The sequence below is a fragment of the Algoriphagus mannitolivorans DSM 15301 genome (assembly GCF_000429425.1).
GTDB classification, from domain to species: domain Bacteria; phylum Bacteroidota; class Bacteroidia; order Cytophagales; family Cyclobacteriaceae; genus Algoriphagus; species Algoriphagus mannitolivorans.
On sequence record NZ_AUBV01000005.1, the window covers coordinates 54,293 to 73,722 of the forward strand.

Below are 19,430 nucleotides of genomic sequence, written 5' to 3' on the forward strand. Positions count from 1 at the left end.
ATGAAAACATTAGTAAGAGGAGTCTTTTTGGCCATGGTTCTTTGGAGTTCTTGGGCGTGTGGAAAAGACAAAGATTATCTGATCACCATTACAACTAGGCATGGAGAGATCAAAGCCATTCTTTTTGACGATACTCCGGAGCATAAAAACAATTTCATTGAGCTGGCGAAGGCAGGAAGATTCGATTCGACGACCTTTCATCGGGTAATCCAAGGTTTTATGGTGCAAGGTGGTGATGTCTTTGGAAAGGAAGGGCTTCCAGCTCAAGAGTGGCCTACTCTTCCTGCTGAAATCCGCTCCAACCATATTCACCGAAAAGGAATGATTGCCGCTGCAAGACAGGGAGACAATATCAACCCACAAAAGCGTAGCAATGGATCTCAATTTTACATTGTGCAGGGAAGAACCTATGAGGAATTGGAGCTGACTACTGATTTTACGGCTTTGCAAAAGGCTGTTTTTCAATTTATGCAACTTGGTACTCAGCAGGCCTTAAAGCAGGAATATACCCGCTTGTTTCAAGAAGAAAAGTTTGATAGTCTGACGAATTTGTTGCTTTCCAAAAGAGATGAAATCCAGGAGACATTGAAGATAAAACTCACGAAAGACTATACCCCCGAGCAAATCAAAGCTTATGCGGAAGTAGGAGGAACTCCTCACTTGGATTTTGAATACACTGTCTTTGGAGAAGTACTGTCCGGTTTGGACGTGGTGGATAAAATTGCCGCTGAACCCACGACCCGGGAAGTGCCCAATCAACCCGTATACATGAAAGTGAGTGTCGAAAAAGTATCACGAAAGAAAATTGAAAAAGAATTTGGCTATGTCTATCCAGCAATCCAGTAAACCAAAAATATTAATCACCGGAGCCAATGGGCTTTTAGGCCAAAAGCTAGTCGAGCAATTGGTGGAAAGAGGGTCCTTTGAGGTGATTGCTTCAGGAAAAGGGGATTGCCGATTGACGGGAGAAGGGTATTCCTATATGTCTTTGGACATCACTAATCCTAAGCAAGTGGAGGAAGTTCTTCAGGAATTGGCACCAGAAACCATCATTCATGGTGCCGCCATGACCCATGTTGATGAATGTGAGCTTAATCAAGAAGCCTGTGTTTTGGCGAATGTAAAAGCCACAGAATACTTAGTGAAAGCGGCTGAAAAGATAGGTTCCCATTTCATTTTCGTTTCCACGGATTTCATTTTTTCCGGAGAAGATGGCCATAACCCCTATGATGAAGAAGCTGAGCCCGATCCTGTTAATTTTTATGGGGAATCCAAATTGGCAGGTGAGCAAATTGTCAAAAATTCCAAGTTGGATTGGTCAATCGCAAGGACTGTTTTGGTATATGGCATTGCCAATGATTTGAGCCGTACCAATATTATTCTTTGGGTCAAATCTTCGTTGGAGCAGGGCAAAGAAATCCAAGTGGTGGATGATCAGGTGAGAACTCCGACCTTGGCTGAAGACTTGGCTTTGGGCTGTATTTTGATTGCAGAGCAAAGGGCCTTGGGAGTATTTAATATTTCTGGGTCGGATCTTTTGACTCCTTATGAGATGGCAATGGAGACGGCGGATTATTTTCAGCTTAACAAAGACTTAATCAAGAAAACTGATTCTACCAAGTTTAAGCAACCTGCGAGAAGACCGATGAAAACAGGCTTTATCATCGATAAAGCTCGAAAACAGCTAGGATTCGAGCCGAAAACTTTTCGAGCGGGGATAGGTATTTTGGCAAAACAAATTATCTTAGCCCGGTCTTAAAAAGCAGTTTAAACCCCTTAATTTAACTTTAGCATTATCTATGGCAGTTAGTTCGAATAACGAAGACAGAGGTCAATTTGGATCAAGTCTGGGCTTTATCATGGCCGCGGCAGGCTCCGCAGTAGGATTGGGAAATATCTGGAGATTCCCTTACCTCACAGGAGAAAATGGTGGTGGCGCTTTTGTATTTGTTTACATCATCTGCGTTCTGTTTATCGGCTTGCCTTTGCTTTTCAACGAAATTGCCCTAGGTAGAAAATCCGGAAAAAACCCAATTGGCGCAATCCGTGACACGGGAGGAAACAAATTCTGGCAATTGGCCGGAGTCCTTTGCGTATTGGTATGTTTCTTTGTGTTCAGCTACTATTCTGTGATTGCTGGTTGGACTGTTGGCTACATTTTCACGGAAATCATCAATATTCCTATTGATTTTGAGGAGTTTGTGGAGACACCGCTTTATGTGATTCCATTGACTTTCTTCTTTATCCTGATGACTATTCTGATTGTATTGGGAGGAGTATCCGGAGGTATTGAAAAGGCTGCTAAGTTTTTGATGCCCGTCCTTTTCATCATCATTCTCTTTATTGCGGGAAGATCAGTAACCTTGGAAGGTGCTGAAGCAGGTATCCAGTATTATCTGAATCCAGACTTTTCTAAAATCAATGCGACAGTAGTTTTGCAAGCCTTGGGTCAAGCCTTTTTCTCCATGTCTGTAGGATGGGGTTTGATGATCACCTTTGGTTCTTATTTGCCTAAAAACTCCAACATCATTCAGTCTTCCGGATGGATTGCCGGGATGGATACCGCAGTTGCCTTGTTGGGTGGCTTGATGGTTTTCCCAGCGCTATTTGCACTATTGCCAGGTAAAGATCCTGCTGCAGGACCTGCTTTGGTATTTGATGTATTGCCAAAAGTGTTTGATGCGATGCCAGGAGGAAATATCATCGGGGGCTTGTTCTTTATTCTCTTGATGGTGGCGGCATTGACTTCTACCATTTCCATGTTGGAAGTACCAGTAGCTTATTTGATTGATGACAGAAAATGGAACCGAAAGAAAGCTACTTGGACTGTAGGTATTGGAGCGATGTTGCTTTCAATTCCATCGGCACTTTCATCAATTGAAGGAAATTTCTTTGCTGAAATCCGGTTTACTTTCCTGAGCAATGAGTTGGTAGGATTCTTCGGAGCCATGGACTTTATTTTTGGAACATTTGCAGTAATCTTGATCTGTTTGATGCTTTCCCTTTATACCGGTTGGGCTCAGAAGATTTCCGAATATGCGGATGAATTGGCCTTGGGTGCTCCAGGTTTCAAAGGAATATATCGCACTGGTTGGGCCTTCTTTATCAAATGGGTTTGCCCAATTGTAATTATTCTGTTGATCCTAAATATGATAGGGCTATTTGGGGCGCCACAAGCCGCTTAAATAATAAAATTTGGAAAAGGGAGCATTTTGCTCCCTTTTTTTATTTCTATTAAAGAATAAACCGTATCTTAATTAAGTAACTAAGGTTTGGAATACATGAAAGTTCTTCTGGTAGATGATGATCTTATTCACCTGACGATTTTGAGAAGGATATTTGAAAAATCCAATGATGAAGTGGTTACGGCCCGAAACGGGAAAGAAGCCTTAAGATGTCTTGAGTTTGACCCTGGTTTTCAGGTGATCTTGACGGATATCATGATGCCGGAAATGGACGGTGTGGAACTATTGGAGCACATCAGGGAATGTGATTCCACCAAGGATATTCCGACCATCGGCTTTACTTCCGGAGATGTGGAATTTTTTAGAAAACAAACCTCCGAGCATTTTGATCAATTAGTGGCCAAGCCGATGGATTTTTATGATTTATATGCTTTGGCCAGATCCAGTGCCCGTGCAGCCATAAATTAATCGGACTGTTTGGCAAGGGAATTGTGAAAAGAGCGTTTACACATTGATGAAACGCTAAACCACAATTACCATGAAAAAACTCTTTTTAGGCTTGATGCTAGTGCTAGGCACCACTCAGGCATTCTCCCAAAACGGAATCGGAATCAAAGCAGGTCTTAGTAGCACCGAAATTGATTTTAAAAGTAAAGAATTCGTCCCCGCAGATGCGCAGACAGGATACCATGTCGGTTTGTTTGGAAGATTTGGAGGAGCGGGATTTTTTGTTCAGCCAGAATTATTGTTTACCCAAACCAGCGGGAAATTTGCCTTTGTTCCTGGTGGTGTCAGTGGAGGCAATCCTCCAGAAGATTACAAAGCTGAGTTTAACCGCTTAGATATCCCGTTGATGATGGGGATTAGAATGTTTAAGGTAATCCGTCTGATGGCTGGTCCCATTGCCAGTGTAAACATCAATTCCAAACTTGAGAACTCAGCAAATACCGTAAGAGAGGCAAACTTTAAGGAGGCGACTTTTGGATACCAAGCTGGATTAGGAGTGGATATCGGTAATCTTTCAGTCGAAGGAAAATATGAAGGAGGACTGTCCAAAGTCACTGAAAATATTGGTCAATACAGCACTGACAACAGAATCAATCAATGGGTTCTTTCAGTGGGTTTTAGACTGTTCTAAGTCTAAGCGTAACAAAAGAAAAAAGCCTCAGAATCTTAATTCTGAGGCTTTTTTGTGAGATTAATTTTCCATGACTTTCGGACCCGGCACGGCCCATTCGTGAATTTGTTTCAAGTCGATGACATAGACACTTCTTCCGTGAGTACCTACTACGAGATGATTTTCTCTTGGCTGTATCACCATGTCATATATGGCTAAATTCGGAATTTGTCCTTGGAATAGATTCCAGTTTTTGCCTTCGTCAAGACTTACATAAAGGCCATGATCTGTACCTAGATAAAGCAGATTAGGGAATTTTTGATCTTCAATGATGATGTTGGTCGATTCTTCCGGAAGATTGGATTTGATCGAAGTCCAGGTTTTTCCATAATCCTCACTCATGTACACATAGGTGTTGAATTCATCAAACCTATAGCCATTGAGCGTGATGTACACACGTCCTTCTTTATATCGGGAAGGAGAAATGCTGCTCACCCATCGATCTTGAGGAAGGCCAGCATTAAGGCTGATCCAATTGCCCCCGTTATTACGCGTGATCCAGACATTTCCGTCATCTGTACCTGCATAAATGGTCCCAAATTCCAATGGAGATTCCTCTACCACAGTCAAGGTGGCGAAAGGGACATTGCCGCTTTTCTTGTTTTTGGTCAAATCTGGAGAAATGGTCATCCAGGTGTTTCCTTGATCCAGAGATTGATACACGTACTGAGAACCCATGTACACAATATCTTGATTGTGATAACTCAATTCAGCTGGAGTTCTCCAGTTCCAACGATTTGGAGCATTGCCTATGTCATGTCCTGGAGTGATTCTTCTGCGTTCTCCGGTCTTTTTATTGATTCTGAAATAGCTTCCGAACTGAGAGCCGGTGTACACGACGTCATTGTCCCGAGTATCTACCGCCACGACCATTCCGTCTCCTCCCATAAGGGGTTCCCATCGATCTTCAGGTTTATTGGTGGACTTACCATACCAAACTCCATTGTCCTGCATGCCCCCATAGATGTTATACGGAGTGGCATTGTCAACCATAATAGAGTAGAATTGAGATATCGGCATTTGGGTATTTAAGTGGTCCCAAATCGCACCCCCACCATAGCTACGGTACAGGCCTCCGTCATTGCCCAACAAGATATGCTTGCTGTCTTTTGGGTTGATCCACATCGCTTGGTGATCCGAGTGAGGGTCTCCGATGGAGTCGGTTCTGGAGAAATTTTTACCTCCGTCTCTGGAGACCAATAGTGGCACACCCAGGACAAATAGTTCATCCGGATTGCTAGTGCTTACCCGAATTTCTCCAAAGTAATAACCGTACGTATTGTAGAGATTTCGAATGTCTGATTCCGAAACCAACTTCCAGCTTTTGCCTGCATCTTCTGAGCGATAGACTTCCGCACCTTTGATCGGCTGACCAAACATGGCCGCATTGGCATCTACGGCTCCACCGTTGTAGTTGGCAATTTGGGTCGTGGTAATTTTGCCGATTTTGAGCTGACGTTTGATTTCCGCAGCATCGTATTTGGTTGAGAATTGATTTCTTCTTAAAAAGCCGTCGAGTTTTTTATCGTCCAACCCGAGAGCTTCTTCCAAGCTCATAGTCTTGAAGCTTTCAAATGTCAGAGGGTTTTCTTCCTGCTGCTGATTGCCTCTTCTTCGAGGTTCTGGAGTCGGTTTATCAGATTTTCCCTGGTTGTCTAAAAGAGCATAGACTACATTTGGATTGCTCTGGGCAAAATCAAATCCGATTCTTCCGACAAATTCATCCTGAGGGAAGCCTTCTATGGCTTTCTTCCAGGTGTTTCCGCCGTCTTCGGATCTCCAGATTGCGGAGCCTTTTCCATTTCCTACGAAATCATGTGCCTGACGGAATCTTTCCCAGCTGGAAGCCAATAAAATATCCGGATTGGTCGGATGAACTTTGATGTCAATGATCCCGGTATTGTCGTCAATGAAAAGGACTTTTTTCCAGGATTTCCCTCCGTCAGTAGTTTTATAGAGTCCGCGTTCTTTGTTTTTTGAATACAAAGAGCCCATAGAACCCACCCATACAATGTCCGGGTTGGTCGGATGAACCTGGATTTGTCCGATATGGTGGGAGTGGAGCAAGCCCATCATTTCCCAAGTTTGACCTCCGTCCGTGGACTTATAGACGCCGGCACCGGCATAGGTGGAGCGGCTGGAGTTGTTCTCTCCAGTTCCCACCCAAAGAATGTCGTTATTGGATTTGGAAAGGGCCATAGCCCCAATTCCCAAGGCGCCCTGATGGTCAAAGATGGGAGTGAAAGACTGTCCGTTGTCTACAGTTTTCCATACACCACCTGAGGCGGCGGCGACGTAATAGATATTTGGGTTGTTTGCGACTTCGATGTCCACGATTCTGCCGGACATATTGGTAGGGCCTACATTTCTGGCTTTGAAGTCCCGAAGGGGAGTGGAGGTGAAAAGCGCCTTGTGTTTTTCTACAGATTCCTGCAGGGCTTTTTCTGGGGTGGGTTTGATGTCTTGCGCAAAGGATCCATAGGAAATCAGGCCGGCAGCGACAAGAATAAAATAAGAGGAGTTTTTCATGTGGAATTTTTTGATCAGAAGGGAATATAAGCAATCGCGGGGAAAGTCATGTGGCTTTGCTTTTGATCGGAAAAGGGAAGATTCGGATGGTTTATTTTTGGGTAATTTTCAATTCAAATATCAAAAGTCCTTCCGGTTCCGAATCCAAATAATCCGAATTTGGAATTGCCCAAATCCTTCCTTTGGAATCGGATCGGACTATTTTGTATTTAGTACCAAGCTGTTTTTCGGGAGTAAATTCACCGTTTTTCGTTTGGAGAATCCAGAATTCTGGGTTTCTGCGATTGACTTCTTTTCGGAACTCATATCGGTCTTCAATTCCGACAGGAAATCGATCCCTTGTCAGCCCTTTCTTAAATACAATCATATCCAATCCCCCAGCTTGATAAACTCCTTGAATACTTCCTGCCAAAGGACTTCTTTCATCCGGTGTGTTTTTGGAGCCAAATGGGTAACCTTTTTCCAAAATAAAACCTTCAATGGGTAAAGCTTTTCGGCTTGGTTTAAGATCAAAACTAAAAAGATTGACCTCGTAGATACTAGGCTCCAAATGATAAGCATAGGTTAGTCGATTGCCCCTTACTTTAAAATGCGTCACATAATAGTCAAAGCTTGCATTCGCTTTTGCCAAATAACTGGATGGCAAAAGTGGAAGAATAGGCTGAAGTTCCCCTTTGTTGAATTCCAACCATTCCAGGGAGTTGAACTCTTCATAATGCTTTGGAGAATTGGTCGGAAAGTCGTTTTTGGCTAATCCTGTAAATACCAAAATCCCCTCATTCCCCTGAATTTTTGCTGGGGCTATGTTATCTCCACCGCTGATGACTGTCTGGCCAAGAAACTTTTTGGGGTATTTGCGCTTGAAATTCAGACGGAGGTCAAATTCATAAATTCCCTGCATCCCCTGCACAAATATAGATTCTTCGGAAAATATGGCTCCTGAGCATACCCCGCCATATCCGTCTGGAGCATCTTTGGGCTTTTGGTGCTGAGCCAAGATTTTTCCTTTTCGATCAAAAAGAAGCAGCTTTTCTCCCATGATTCCTTCCATCAGAAGAAACAGATCCTGACTTGGATGGACTGAAAGCAAAGTCAATATTCCATTGCTTGGGATAAACACAGAGTCGACAAGGCTTAATTCGAAGTCCTGTTCAGGTTCAGGATCCACTTGTTCAAAAGAATCATGCTGAGATTCACTTTTCCTACTTTCTGAGGGGACAGAATCCTGGGTTTTCAGAATAAGCCCTGTTTCTTTGGTCTCTTCGGAATTGGTTTTGGGGCTTGCGCAAGAGAAAAACAGGACCGAAGAAAAGCCCAAAACAAAAAAGTAAAGAATAGTTGAAAAGTAATTCATAAAAGTATTTTTCATGAATTAATCAATTAGAAAATTAAAAAGCAATTGCTTTTAGTGCTTTTGAGAATTATCTGGAAAGTTGTTGTTCCAAAATCTCCTGTTGTCCGATCAGGTTTTGTAGGGTTTTGACATAGGAACGGCCCTTTTTCAACCCAAAATCCGTGTAGGCCATCCCTGCCCATTCTTTGGCAAGCTCCAAGGAACCCAAAACTTCGTAACCAACGGCAATATTGTAAGCGAGCATTCCTGCGCTTTTTTCATCCGCTTCGGGAATGGCAGCTCTCCATATTTCTATAGCTTCTTCCCATCGATCCACTTCCGCAAGCCTGGCTCCTTTGGCCACCAAGGGCTCGGTTTTGGATTTTGGGAAAAATTCCCGGTTAATTTCGGCAAACATCGGGGCAATTTTGTACGCATATCCAGCTCCGGCCATTTCGCCGACAATTCTGGCAGCATCTGCTTTGGTGATCAGCAGGGCAAGGGCTTGAGCTTTGGTTTCTCCTTCTGCTGACCAAAGATTTCTTTTTTCAAATCTTTGCTGATCAACAATGCTTTTTCCCTTGGGATCATATAGCCGAAATCCCGCACTGACAGTAGAAACTCCTTCTACATAAAATCCAGGAACCTCAATCTGTCGGGTGGTATTCCCTTCTCGGATGGTTTTCTTGATAGTTCTTTGCTGGTCGGAGATGACAAAATCAGAGCTGAAGTTTTCCAGCGAAAGTACCGCGTCTGCCGAGTAGCTTTCAGCAAGTTGGTTCACTGTATTCCAGTCCAAAGGATTGGGGAAAACTTGGCCAAAAAATCCCCCGGTCAAACGCTCATTGGCTCTGACAATCTGATATCTTGGAGAGGAATTCAGAGTCATCTGGAGGGAGGCCAAAGTAGCTTGAATGGAGTTTCTGACTTCAAAGGGAAGTTCTCCGGTGATCAAACCCTCCAAAATGGCAAATCCACCGCTTTGGGGCTTGGTTCTGTCCACCAGCACTATTTTTTGGATATGATTGGGTACGCTTACAGGTGCAGGTACCAATCTGTTCATGGTTACATTTTTGGAACAGGAAGTAAAACATGCCAAGAAAAGAAAAGCCAATAGTATTGATCTGTTGGGAAGGCTTTTGTTCATCATAGAGGGTACTTTTGATTTTAAACTGGAAGTAAAAAAAAATCCACTGTTTATACAGTGGATTTTTATTGAAAAGGCTTTACGAGTATTATCCGATCAGGTTTCCTTCTTCGTCCCATTCCGCTACTTTTCCCCGATCCTCAGGTTTTAAGTAGATGCTGAGGTATTTTTCTGGATTAGAAAGACCGTGTTTTTCAAGGACATTCTGTGGTACGCCGTCCCAGGCATTGGGTTTGTTTCCCATATAGCCCATATATTTCCAGCCGGCTTCCGTGGAGAAATATCCTGAGCAAGTAAGGTTTCTAAGCATGTTAAACCAACGCACCGCACCTGAGTATTCCGGCGTGGCTTTTTCGGGCCAAGCAACCAAATCGACAATTTTGATGACTTCCTCTTGAGAAAGCTCATTGAATTTTTTTCCAAAAAGCTCATCTGCTTCAAAATCCAACCACATCAAACCACCTCTCATCGGTGTCTGCATTCCGGGTTGGTCTTTCATTATGAATTCGATAAAATCGGTCACTTTCAGCTCAGTGGCAGAAGGAGACTCAGAATCTGCAGGCATTATAATGTCCACCAAGGTGTCCAGTTTTTTCCTTTCATCCTCTGTCAAAAAAGTCTCAGAAAGCAACTTGGCGTCACGGGCTTTTTCCTCTTCGGTTCTGCCTCCAGGGGTTCCTCCATTGATCAGCTGACCTTGAACGGCCACTTGCTCGGGTTCGCAGCCAGTCAACAATAAACCAGCACCCACAGAGCCGGTAAAGAGCAATTTTAGATTTTCTCTTCTGTTCATGGCTTAGATGTTTTTTTGTTTCAATTGATCCACAATGTATTCAGAAGTTCTCCAGGACAAGGCCAAAATGGTCCATGTTGGGTTTTTGTCTGCCTGAGACACAAAAGGTCCTGCATCAACCACAAACACGTTTTTACAATCATGAGCCTGGCAGTTGGAATTGACCACGGAAGTTTTTGCATTGTTGCCCATTCGGGTTGTTCCTACTTCGTGAATGATTCTTCCTGGTGCAGCAAGCCCGTACATGGATTCTGGACCTGGTTTGTTGCCCAGCAAAATAGCTCCGGCATTGGTCAGAATTTCTTCGAAAGTGTCCTGCATGTGCTTGGCCTGCTTAATCTCCTGATCAGTCCATTTGTAATGGAATCTTAAGACCGGGATACCATATTTATCGACCACATTCGGGTCAATCTCGCAATAATTGGTGTATTGCGGGATACTTTCACCTCGTCCGGACATGCCCAAAGTGGATCCATAAATCCTGCGGATGTCTTTTTTCAGTCCTTCTCCATAGCCTCCGTTAGGGCTTGGGTTTCCAAATTCATCCTTGAGATATTTTCTCATGGAATCCATGCTTCCTCCTGCTCCGTAGGCTGGCTGACCCATTCCACCCCAGTACTCGATATGGTATCCTCGGGCAAAATCCAATTTTTTGTTATCACCCCACCATGGTGTGTACATATGCATTCCGCCCACACCATCTTCGTTGTACCGCTCACGGTCTATCAGATCAGGAAGAATTCCCATTCTGTCAGCTCCGGTAGAATCATGGAGGTATCGACCCAAAGCATCAGAATCGCCTCCGATTCCGTTTGGATGGGATTTGGATTTAGAATTCATCAAAATACGCGCAGACTCACAGGCGGAGGCACCTAGTACCACCACTCTGGATTTTAGCTTGTATTCTTTCATGTCTATTTTGGACACGAATGAAACTCCAGTTGCCACTCCTTGGTCGTTAGTGGTTACTTTTCTTACCATAGAATAGGTGTAAAGATCCACTTTGCCTTTTTTCATGGCTGGATGAACCAAGCAAGTTCCTGCAGAGAAATCGGCATAAGCCTGACAGGCTCGGTTACATTGGGCGCAGAAAAAGCAGACTCCCCGCTCATTGTTGATTGGTCTGGTCAACATGGAAAGTCGACCTGGGATCATTGGAATTCCTGCTTTGTCAGCTCCCTTTTTGAGGAAAAGTTCGTGAAGTCTAGGTTTCGGAGGGGGAAGGAAAAAGCCATCCGGCTCATTGTAGATACCTTCTTTGGAGCCAAAAACTCCGATTAGCTTATCTACTTTATCATAATAGGGCTTCAGATCTTCATAGCCAATAGGCCAATCGTCTCCCATGCCATCTATGCTTGCTCTTTTGAAATCATTTGGGCCAAATCTCAAAGAAATCCTTCCCCAGTGGTTGGTTCTTCCACCTACCATTCTGGATCTAAACCAATCAAATTGGGTTCCGTCTTTTCGGGTATAAGGTTCTCCATCAATATCCCAGCCACCGATGGCCTGGTCAAAGTCCCCAAAAGGACGAATTCTTGTGCCGGCTCCTCGGCGAGGAGATTCCCATGGTGGTCTCAGCTGAGTTCGGTCTTCATCTTTGGCAGGATCAAAATCTCCCCCTGCTTCAACTACAGCAACACTTAGGCCAGCTTCAGAGAGGATTTTGGAGGCCATTCCACCGCCTGCTCCGGAACCCACGATGATCACATCATAGGAGTCTGGAGTTTCTTTGATTTGAAAGCTCATTTTCCAAAATTTTTAATTAAGTCGAAAATATAGAGTAAAAAATTCGAGTATGGAAAGGAATTATTGCCGGAATTGGAATTTCAGGCGAAGAATCTAGAAAAAATAATATTTGGTAAACCAGGAGAGTTAAAAAAAACAAAATGCCATAATAAGAATTATAATAATATTTTGGATTCGATATAAGGCCAGACAGTTTCAAACACAATTTTGTGCCCTTCCTCAGTAGGATGAATTCCATCGGGCAGGTTGAGTTCTGGGTTTCCGGCTACTCCTTCCAAGAGGAAAGGTATCAAGGTTACTTTCTTTTCCTTCGCCACAGTGGGGTAGATTTCCTTAAACTCCTCAGTGTAATCGGTTCCCATATTGGGTGGAATTTGCATTCCTGCGAGGATGATCTTTGTGTTGGGGTATTTGGTTTGAACTTTATCGATAATGGCAAGAAGGTTGTTTTTGGTTTCACTGAGTTGAATTCCGCGAAGACCGTCATTTCCTCCTAATTCCAGGACAAACAAGTAAGGCTCTTCCTCTAAAAACCAATCCAGACGACTCAGCCCACCAGCGGTGGTTTCACCGCTAAGGCCTCCATTGATTACCCGGTACTCCATTCCAAGACTGTCCAGCCTTTGTTGTGTCAAGCCTGCAAAAGCATCCTCAGGATCAATGCCGTAGCCCGCTGTCAGACTGTTTCCGAAAAACAGGATGGACTTTTGATCATTCTTGGGGGATTGAACTTCAGTGTTTTCGGACGTTTCCTGCTTCTTTTCAGAAGTGGTGCTGCAGGCAGCAGCCAGGATAAAAAGCGATAGGGTAAATAAACTTTTGGCGAAAGAGCTGAATTTCATATTTATTTTTTTTCTACTAATGCATTTACAGGCAAAAGGTTCCGGTAAATTGTGAAATTGTATAAAATCAGGACCTTTTGCCCTTGATTTTTAAGTTGGTCGACCGAATTGCCTCCTTTGTCGAGTGTCTTTGGCGAAGCATGCTAAATTTTATTTCTTTACTATCCTTTGGAAGTCAAACCCATCCTCCGGTTAACATTTGATTCGCTGAAGGCGTTTGACTTTAGAATTCCTAACCCACAAGCTTTCCATGAGCATCTTATCCATTCGCAAGTTAAGTAAAACCTATCAGAGCGGTAGCCGCAAGCTGACCGTTTTGGAAAATGTAAATATTGATATCAAAGAAGGGGAAATGATTGCCATTGTAGGTCCTTCCGGAAGCGGTAAAACCACTCTTTTGGGCCTTTGCGCAGGTCTCGACTCCGGCACTGAAGGTTCGGTAGTTCTGAATGGCCATCCTCTGGAAAAGCTCAATGAAGACCAGCGTGCATCAGTTCGGAACAAAGATGTCGGATTTATCTTCCAAAACTTCCAACTCCTTCCGACTCTTACAGCTCTGGAAAATGTCATGGTGCCTTTGGAACTAAAAAAACGGAAAGATGCCAAAGAGAAAGCTCTGGAACTATTGGAAAAGGTGGGACTGAAGGATCGTGCGACACATTATCCCACTCAGCTTTCCGGTGGAGAGCAGCAGCGGGTGTCTATTGCGAGGGCTTTTGCCAATGAACCCAAGATACTTTTTGCCGATGAGCCAACAGGTAACCTGGATACTGAGACGGGGGAAATGATCGAAAAATTGATTTTTGACCTAAACAAAGAAAAAGGAACCACTTTGGTCTTGGTGACCCATGATCTGGAGTTGGCTGCCAAAACCCAACGAATCATTCATATTAAAGGAGGAAAAATCCAGGAGGATGCCCATGCCTGATTTTAATTGGATTCTTAAAATGGCCATCCGGGATTTCCGGAAAAACCTCTCCCGCCTACTTTTATTCGTTTCCTCCATTGTAGTCGGGATTGCAGCTTTGGTGGCCATAAGTAGCTTTGGGGAAAATCTGGTCAAAGACATCGATAACCAAGCCAAAGAGCTCTTAGGAGCCGATTTGGTATTGGAAAACAACAAGCCTTTGGGCGAGCAGCAAGTGGATTCTATGGCGATCCAGATTGCCTCCGAGGTTAATTTTGCTTCCATGGTGGCCTTTCCCCAGACGGGTGCCAGTAGGCTGACTCAGGTAAGAGCGCTGGAGGGCGATTTTCCTTTCTATGGAAAATTGGAAACCATCCCGGCCTCAGGAGATGCTGATTTCAGAAGCGGCGGCCAAAAAGCCTTGGTAGAAAAGACCCTGATGGCGCAGTTTAATGCCGAAGTTGGTGACTCTATCAAAGTCGGAGCTTTGAGCTTTGTGATTGTAGGTGAGCTTCAGAAGGTGCCCGGCCAGACCGGAATCACCGCAACGGTGGCACCTGCCGTGTATATTCCCTTGGAATATCTGGAAGGAACTGGCCTAGTTCAGTATGGGAGCCGAGTAGAATACAATCGATACCTCCAGTTTACTCCTGAAACCGATGTAGAAGCACTGATCAAGCCTTTCGAGGATCAATGGGAAATTGACCGGGTGGATGCGGATACGGTAGAAGACCGAAAAAGATCTACGGGCCGTTCATTTGGAAACTTGTCCAACTTCCTGAGTTTGGTAGCCTTTATCGCCTTGCTTTTGGGATGTGTGGGTGTGGCCTCTGCAGTAAATGTTTTTGTCAAGGAAAAATTGGCCTCGGTGGCTGTCTTACGTTGTCTGGGTGTTGCCTCCAGAGATGTGCTTTTGATATACCTGTCCGAGATCATGGTCATGGGTTTGGTAGGAGCGGTTTTAGGGTCTTTCTTAGGGACCCTCCTGCAGTTTGTCCTTCCTGTGGTATTCTCCGATTTTCTTCCGGTGGAAGTCACCGTGGGAATTTCATGGAAGTCAGTGGCCTTTGGAATTATTACTGGTCTTTTTGTCTCCGTTCTTTTTGCCCTATTGCCACTTCTTAAAGTAAGGAATGTTTCTCCGATGGCGACTTTGCGTCCTGAGACAGCCGATTCCACCTTGATCAAGGATCCAGTTCGCTGGTTGGTGATGTTAGGCATTTTGCTTTTTATTTTCGGATTTAGCTGGTATCTCCTCAAGCAAGTGACTTGGGCCGTAGGGTTTACAGGATTTGTCTTGGTGGCCTTTGGGGCCCTTTGGGGTGTTGGCAACTTGATCATGTGGGCAGTGAGGAAGTTTCTGCCGATTTCCCTGAGTTATCCTTGGCGCCAGGCTTTGGCCAATTTGTACCGCCCGAACAACCAGACAATTTCGCTGATTGCTACTATAGGTCTGGGCACGGCGATGATCAGCACTTTGTTTTTTCTCCAAAATCAACTCCTCGAAGAAGCGAGGTTTGCCGATAAGGAGGATCAGCCCAATATGTTGATGTTTGATATTCAAACCGCTCAGCTGGACGCTGTGAGAGGAAGAGTTACCAACCGAAAAATGCGGATTATTCAGGAAGTGCCTATCGTCACCATGAATCTGAACGAGATCAATGGCATCGACAAGCGAGAAAATGAGGAATTGCCTGATGAGGAAAATTACAGCCGCTGGCTTTACAACCGGGAGTTTAGAGTGACTTACCGGGATACCTTGATTTCCTCAGAGACTTTGACTTCCGGGGATTTGATACCGCTGGGAGCCAGAGGAGACAGTATTTTTGTTTCTCTGGAAAAAGGTTTTGGAGAAGGAAATGGCTTGAAGATCGGAGATGAATTGGAATTTAACGTCCAAGGTCGCCCGATCAAAACCTACATTGGTAGCTTCCGGGATGTGAAGTTTAATCAAGTTTCTACCAATTTTCTGGTACTATTTCCAAATGGAGTGTTGGAACAAGCCCCCAAATTCCATGTGATCATCACCAAAACCAAAAATGACAGAGAGGCGGCCGATGTGCAGTCGGAGATTGTGCGGGAGTTTCCAAACATTTCCATCATCAATCTTGGTACTATCGTAGAGACTTTGGAAGATATTCTGGGGAAAATCAGCTTTGTGATTCAGTTTATGGCATTTTTCTCTATAGCCACAGGCCTTTTGGTTTTGATCAGTTCTCTGATCATCAGCAAATACCAGCGGATGCGGGAGAGTATTTTGTTACGCACTTTGGGTGCCAGCTCTAGCATTGTCCGTCTAATCAATACTTTGGAATATTTCTTCCTTGGTTCCCTTGCTTCCCTGTCCGGGATTCTGTTGTCCTTTATGGCGACATTTCTATTGGGTGAGTTTGTCTTCAATATGGATTTTAGCTTGGCCTGGAAAGAAGGTTTGGTAATCTATTTAGCCTTGACAGGACTAACAATCGTGTTGGGTTGGCTCAATGGCCGCAGAATTATCAATCAACCTCCGATGGAGATTCTCCGCGGGAATGGGTAAAACGAAATAAGCCTCCGGAAGGGGGCTTATTTCATGATCTTTCGCTATGTTTCTGATATGAAGGCATATGTCAAGTATCTTTTGGAAGATATTCAGGCAGCATTTAGGCCTGATGATTTTTTCAAGTCGGAAGAGAAAGATAGTTCCCGGGATCCCATGGAAGCTCATTTTGCAGAAATTGAGCGTTGGCTGAATCAGGATTCAGAGCCGACTTTTGGGAGTTTCTGCGGGCTAAAAAGAGAGGATTTTCCCCCAATAGAATTCTACACTTACAGGGAGTTGAGGGCTGTAGTGACTCTTTTTGAGAAAATGATGTTTTCGTGGAATCTTACTTTGGATGTTCCTAAGAAGCTACCTATTACCAGAAAATATGAGTTGATGATGGGTGTGCTAGATACCCCAACCCTGATTGTGGAAGATGGATTTGTGGGATTTGATTATTGTACCGGAAATCCTGAAGGCTGTGAACTGAGGGAATACTGCTCATGTATCAAGTTTTGGGAAGAAAAGTGATCTACTATTCTTCCCGGTTTATTCCTTTGTCAAGCTCAAAAACTCGATCAAACCAATCACTTCCGTTTCATTTTTGATCGGGAAACGCTCCTTTTCTGAGTAAATAACCCATTTTTTGGTGGCGCCGATATCCTCACAGGCATTATGAAAGCCTGCAGAAAGCGAAGGTGCTATGGATCTTTTTACTTCAATTGCCCACACCTCCTGGTTGTTTCTTTCCAAGATCAAATCAATTTCGGCTTGGTTGCTCGAGCGATAGTAGCTTGGAGTCCAGGTGGAGGACATCGTGTTCAGGATATTTTCTATCACAAAACCTTCCCAGCTGGCTCCTAGGATCGGATGACCATGCAGCTGGTCGAAATTTTGAATACTTAGCAGGCCATGAAGTAAGCCCGTGTCTCGAATGAAAATTTTTGGTGTCTTGACCAGCCTTTTTTTGATGTTTCCTGACCAAGGCTGCACTTGTCTTACCATAAAGAAATCCTGAAGCGTGTCCAAGTACGTTTTGACAGTGGTATGACTCACGTCCAGACTTTTGCCAATATTGCTCAGATTGGCCTGCTGACCATGAAAGTGGGCTAACATTGTCCAAAATCGCTTCATCCGGGTGGCAGGAACCTGAGGTCCAAATAGCGGGATATCTTTTTCTACATAAGTGGTGATAAAGTCCTGTCTCCAGTTCCAGCTTTCCTGATCGCTTTCAGCCAGATAGCTATCCGGAAATCCTCCTCTAAACCAAAGTTTCTCCACACTGAACCCTAGAGGATCATTTTGTTGGAGTTCAGTGGCGGTGAAGGGAGTCAGTTCCAGGTATCGGATTCTCCCAGCCAAAGTCTCAGATGACTGCTGAAGCAATTCTTTGGAGGCAGAGCCCAGAAGTAGGAAATGTCCAGCCTTTTCTCCTGCCCGTTTTCGGATATCGACAAGGCCTCGGATAATTCGAAAAAGGTCCGGCTTACGCTGCACCTCATCGATGACCAAAAGTTGATTTTCAAATTGCCGAAGGTAGCTTTCCGGGTCATTCAACTTGGCTAAGTCGGAATCCAACTCCAAGTCGAGGTAATGAATAGGTTTATCCAAAAGAGGCTTGGCAAACTCCAAAGCCAACGTAGTTTTGCCCACCTGCCTAGGTCCCAAAATGACCACCACAGGCATGGATTTCAGGCCTTGGATAAGCTTGTTTTCAAGAGCTCGGTGGATCATGGGATTCTGGATTGACTTTCAAATTTCAAGAAAATTAATCAAAAAGTATGTAAATTGAAAGTTTAACTTTCAATTTACATGGTTTTTTTATCCAGAAAGTATGAAATCTGAAAGTTTGATGCTCAGCTCAACAAAACTTTTCCTAAGATTTAAACTTTGGAAAAGCTTCTGCCAGCAAGAGGCTGAAAACAAAAAAAGCCCGCATTCCTGCGAGCTTTACGGAGTACCCAGGGCCGGAGTCGAACCGGCACGAGTGTAACCTCATTGGTGTTTGAGACCAACGCGTCTACCAATTCCGCCACCTGGGCATTTCAATTATCTCCGTTCCTTCCTGAACGGGCTGCAAATATGAAAACATTTTCTTTTCCCTCCAATACCCTTACTTCACTTCTTGCAATTTTTTTGTGCTAAAAGCCATAGGTTTTTCTGCAAAAAGGCTCTTGGTAAAACCCCAGACCGATTTAAATAACTCAGAATCACGATACTTATTCAGTGCTTCCTCGCTTTCCCAAAAACTATAGGTCATAAAAATATTTTTTTCAGAATGGTCCTGCCAAAGCTCCAAATGCCGACAGCCGGGGAAATTTCTGATGGAATTTTTATGTTCCTCGAAGTTTTCCAGAAAAGCATCCACCTTTTCGGGCTGAAAAGTCATGCGGACAATACGGATCAACATCAGGATTCAAAGTTTATATAGATCACACTGTCACGCTTCAAGCCCAGCAAGTTTCCTGCATGGCCATGGTGAATGCCAATTTCCAATAAATTCAGGCTATTGAAGAATGCATAAGCATCTCCTGCTTCCACTTGATCATAGCCGGTTTGAAGTTTGGAGACCGTTTCCCGACCGAATTGCAAGGTGAATTTTCCGGGATTCAGCTTGTCAAAAATATCTTTGTGGATATTGGTGATGAAATTCCCATAGCGATCGATTCGGATCACATGCCCGATGATATGTTCTTTGGTCGCTTTGGCCTGACGGGACATTAGCTTTTTGAAATTAGTCAATGGGCCACCAAAATCATGGATAGCGGCACCTGAGGCTACCTTTGCGGCAATTGGGGCCAAAATATCCTTGGTAGGAAAAGTAGTGTCACGCAGATGGATGTCAGCAAACTGAACCATTATCCCGGGATCATGATCTGCCAGCAGGCTCAAAATTCCATTATTGGGTCCGACAAAAATATGGTCCTCCAATTTGACACCGATATAGCCTTGAGTCATGGCTCCGGTGGTGTTGATCCCGACTAGATGCACGGTGCCTTTGGGAAATTCACGGAAGGAATACCTCAGCACAAAAGCTGCATGCTCCAAATCATAGGGCTCAATTTTATGGGAAATATCAATGATGTTCAGCTGTGGATTAATCGAAAGCATTTTCGCCTTCACCGCTGAAACGTAATAATCTTGATCCCCAAAATCCGAGAGGAAAGTAACCAATGCCATACCAGCAAGTAGATTAAAATTGTGTAATTTTGTTTGAGTGGGGCGAACAAAAATAGAAATTTTATCCTTT

At 44.0% G+C, this 19,430-nt stretch carries 17 protein-coding genes and 1 tRNA gene; 8 read left to right on the forward strand and 10 right to left on the reverse strand.

The annotated features are described in order from the left end of the window. From G458_RS0104960 to G458_RS0104980, 5 genes are all read left to right on the forward strand, one after another. Complete coding sequence (locus tag G458_RS0104960; RefSeq protein WP_026950923.1) at positions 1-846, forward strand: peptidylprolyl isomerase; 846 nt, start codon at positions 1-3, stop codon at positions 844-846. After that, positions 824-1,759 carry an SDR family oxidoreductase gene (locus G458_RS0104965; RefSeq protein WP_026950924.1) on the forward strand — a complete coding sequence of 312 codons (936 nt, stop codon included), beginning with the start codon at positions 824-826 and terminating at the stop codon, positions 1,757-1,759. The genes G458_RS0104960 and G458_RS0104965 overlap by 23 nt, the downstream gene beginning before the upstream one ends. Positions 1,760-1,799: 40 nt before the next feature. Beyond that, positions 1,800-3,185, forward strand: a complete 1,386-nt coding sequence (locus G458_RS0104970) for a sodium-dependent transporter (protein ID WP_026950925.1) — start codon at positions 1,800-1,802, stop codon at positions 3,183-3,185. Between the two features lie 96 nt (positions 3,186-3,281). Next, positions 3,282-3,653, forward strand: coding sequence for a response regulator (locus G458_RS0104975; protein WP_026950926.1), 372 nt, complete (start codon positions 3,282-3,284; stop codon positions 3,651-3,653). A 70-nt stretch (positions 3,654-3,723) separates the two neighbouring features. Further along, positions 3,724-4,323 carry a porin family protein gene (locus G458_RS0104980; RefSeq protein ID WP_026950927.1) on the forward strand — a complete coding sequence of 200 codons (600 nt, stop codon included), beginning with the start codon at positions 3,724-3,726 and terminating at the stop codon, positions 4,321-4,323. A gap of 60 nt (positions 4,324-4,383) precedes the next feature. On the opposite strand, the gene G458_RS20225 is transcribed toward G458_RS0104980, so the two are convergent. The 6 genes from G458_RS20225 to G458_RS0105010 form a co-directional block, all read right to left on the reverse strand. Then, the gene (locus tag G458_RS20225; protein WP_084438826.1) at positions 4,384-6,891 is read right to left on the reverse strand and encodes a WD40/YVTN/BNR-like repeat-containing protein; all 2,508 of its coding nucleotides are present in this window, start codon (positions 6,889-6,891) and stop codon (positions 4,384-4,386) included. 91 nt (positions 6,892-6,982) lie between these two features. Further along, positions 6,983-8,260: a hypothetical protein gene (locus G458_RS0104990; protein WP_026950928.1), complete on the reverse strand. Its 1,278-nt coding sequence runs from the start codon at positions 8,258-8,260 to the stop codon at positions 6,983-6,985. 52 nt (positions 8,261-8,312) lie between these two features. Beyond that, the gene (locus tag G458_RS0104995; protein WP_245579230.1) at positions 8,313-9,374 is read right to left on the reverse strand and encodes a DUF6340 family protein; all 1,062 of its coding nucleotides are present in this window, start codon (positions 9,372-9,374) and stop codon (positions 8,313-8,315) included. A gap of 85 nt (positions 9,375-9,459) precedes the next feature. Then, positions 9,460-10,164 (reverse strand): gluconate 2-dehydrogenase subunit 3 family protein, encoded by a 705-nt coding sequence (locus G458_RS0105000; RefSeq protein ID WP_026950930.1) that lies wholly within the window; start codon positions 10,162-10,164, stop codon positions 9,460-9,462. Between the two features lie 3 nt (positions 10,165-10,167). After that, positions 10,168-11,910: a GMC oxidoreductase gene (locus G458_RS0105005; protein WP_026950931.1), complete on the reverse strand. Its 1,743-nt coding sequence runs from the start codon at positions 11,908-11,910 to the stop codon at positions 10,168-10,170. 155 nt (positions 11,911-12,065) lie between these two features. After that, on the reverse strand, positions 12,066-12,752 hold the full coding sequence (locus G458_RS0105010) for an arylesterase (protein ID WP_026950932.1): 687 nt from the start codon (positions 12,750-12,752) through the stop codon (positions 12,066-12,068). A gap of 250 nt (positions 12,753-13,002) precedes the next feature. On the opposite strand from G458_RS0105010, the gene G458_RS0105015 reads away from it, so the two are divergent. The 3 genes from G458_RS0105015 to G458_RS0105025 are packed head-to-tail and all read left to right on the forward strand — an operon-like array spanning position 13,003 to position 16,711. After that, the gene (locus tag G458_RS0105015; RefSeq protein ID WP_026950933.1) at positions 13,003-13,680 is read left to right on the forward strand and encodes an ABC transporter ATP-binding protein; all 678 of its coding nucleotides are present in this window, start codon (positions 13,003-13,005) and stop codon (positions 13,678-13,680) included. Next, complete coding sequence (locus tag G458_RS0105020; protein ID WP_026950934.1) at positions 13,673-16,198, forward strand: ABC transporter permease; 2,526 nt, start codon at positions 13,673-13,675, stop codon at positions 16,196-16,198. Before G458_RS0105015 ends, G458_RS0105020 begins: the two co-directional genes overlap by 8 nt. 33 nt (positions 16,199-16,231) lie before the next feature. Further along, on the forward strand, positions 16,232-16,711 hold the full coding sequence (locus G458_RS0105025) for a hypothetical protein (RefSeq protein WP_026950935.1): 480 nt from the start codon (positions 16,232-16,234) through the stop codon (positions 16,709-16,711). Positions 16,712-16,729: 18 nt separating this feature from the next. Here G458_RS0105025 and G458_RS0105030 read toward each other — a convergent pair whose 3' ends face one another. The 4 genes from G458_RS0105030 to G458_RS0105045 all read right to left on the reverse strand — a co-directional run bounded on the left by G458_RS0105030 (position 16,730) and on the right by G458_RS0105045 (position 19,360). Next, a complete protein-coding gene (locus G458_RS0105030; protein ID WP_026950936.1) occupies positions 16,730-17,914 on the reverse strand; it encodes an ATP-binding protein in 1,185 nt (394 codons plus the stop codon). 224 nt (positions 17,915-18,138) lie between these two features. Continuing rightward, a tRNA-Leu gene (locus tag G458_RS0105035) sits at positions 18,139-18,222 on the reverse strand. A gap of 71 nt (positions 18,223-18,293) precedes the next feature. After that, on the reverse strand, positions 18,294-18,590 hold the full coding sequence (locus G458_RS0105040) for a putative quinol monooxygenase (protein WP_026950937.1): 297 nt from the start codon (positions 18,588-18,590) through the stop codon (positions 18,294-18,296). After that, entirely contained in the window at positions 18,590-19,360 is a 771-nt protein-coding gene (locus tag G458_RS0105045; RefSeq protein WP_026950938.1) for an SAM hydrolase/SAM-dependent halogenase family protein, read from the reverse strand. The genes G458_RS0105040 and G458_RS0105045 overlap by 1 nt, the downstream gene beginning before the upstream one ends. Positions 19,361-19,430: the final 70 nt, after the last annotated feature.

What these genes read in the sequence shown, in the direction of transcription:
- G458_RS0105045 (WP_026950938.1), bottom strand. Translation starts at nt 19,360, where the DNA reads ATGGCATTGGTTACTTTCCTCTCGGATTTTGGGGATCAAGATTATTAC.
- G458_RS0104970 (WP_026950925.1), top strand. Translation starts at nt 1,800, where the DNA reads ATGGCAGTTAGTTCGAATAACGAAGACAGAGGTCAATTTGGATCAAGT.
- G458_RS0105025 (WP_026950935.1), top strand. Translation starts at nt 16,232, where the DNA reads ATGATCTTTCGCTATGTTTCTGATATGAAGGCATATGTCAAGTATCTT.
- G458_RS0105020 (WP_026950934.1), top strand. Translation starts at nt 13,673, where the DNA reads ATGCCTGATTTTAATTGGATTCTTAAAATGGCCATCCGGGATTTCCGG.
- G458_RS0105030 (WP_026950936.1), bottom strand. Translation starts at nt 17,914, where the DNA reads ATGATCCACCGAGCTCTTGAAAACAAGCTTATCCAAGGCCTGAAATCC.
- G458_RS0105010 (WP_026950932.1), bottom strand. Translation starts at nt 12,752, where the DNA reads ATGAAATTCAGCTCTTTCGCCAAAAGTTTATTTACCCTATCGCTTTTT.
- G458_RS20225 (WP_084438826.1), bottom strand. Translation starts at nt 6,891, where the DNA reads ATGAAAAACTCCTCTTATTTTATTCTTGTCGCTGCCGGCCTGATTTCC.
- G458_RS0104995 (WP_245579230.1), bottom strand. Translation starts at nt 9,374, where the DNA reads ATGATGAACAAAAGCCTTCCCAACAGATCAATACTATTGGCTTTTCTT.
- G458_RS0104980 (WP_026950927.1), top strand. Translation starts at nt 3,724, where the DNA reads ATGAAAAAACTCTTTTTAGGCTTGATGCTAGTGCTAGGCACCACTCAG.
- G458_RS0105040 (WP_026950937.1), bottom strand. Translation starts at nt 18,590, where the DNA reads ATGTTGATCCGTATTGTCCGCATGACTTTTCAGCCCGAAAAGGTGGAT.
- G458_RS0104965 (WP_026950924.1), top strand. Translation starts at nt 824, where the DNA reads ATGTCTATCCAGCAATCCAGTAAACCAAAAATATTAATCACCGGAGCC.
- G458_RS0105015 (WP_026950933.1), top strand. Translation starts at nt 13,003, where the DNA reads ATGAGCATCTTATCCATTCGCAAGTTAAGTAAAACCTATCAGAGCGGT.
- G458_RS0105005 (WP_026950931.1), bottom strand. Translation starts at nt 11,910, where the DNA reads ATGAGCTTTCAAATCAAAGAAACTCCAGACTCCTATGATGTGATCATC.
- G458_RS0104975 (WP_026950926.1), top strand. Translation starts at nt 3,282, where the DNA reads ATGAAAGTTCTTCTGGTAGATGATGATCTTATTCACCTGACGATTTTG.
- G458_RS0105000 (WP_026950930.1), bottom strand. Translation starts at nt 10,164, where the DNA reads ATGAACAGAAGAGAAAATCTAAAATTGCTCTTTACCGGCTCTGTGGGT.
- G458_RS0104990 (WP_026950928.1), bottom strand. Translation starts at nt 8,260, where the DNA reads ATGAAAAATACTTTTATGAATTACTTTTCAACTATTCTTTACTTTTTT.
- G458_RS0104960 (WP_026950923.1), top strand. Translation starts at nt 1, where the DNA reads ATGAAAACATTAGTAAGAGGAGTCTTTTTGGCCATGGTTCTTTGGAGT.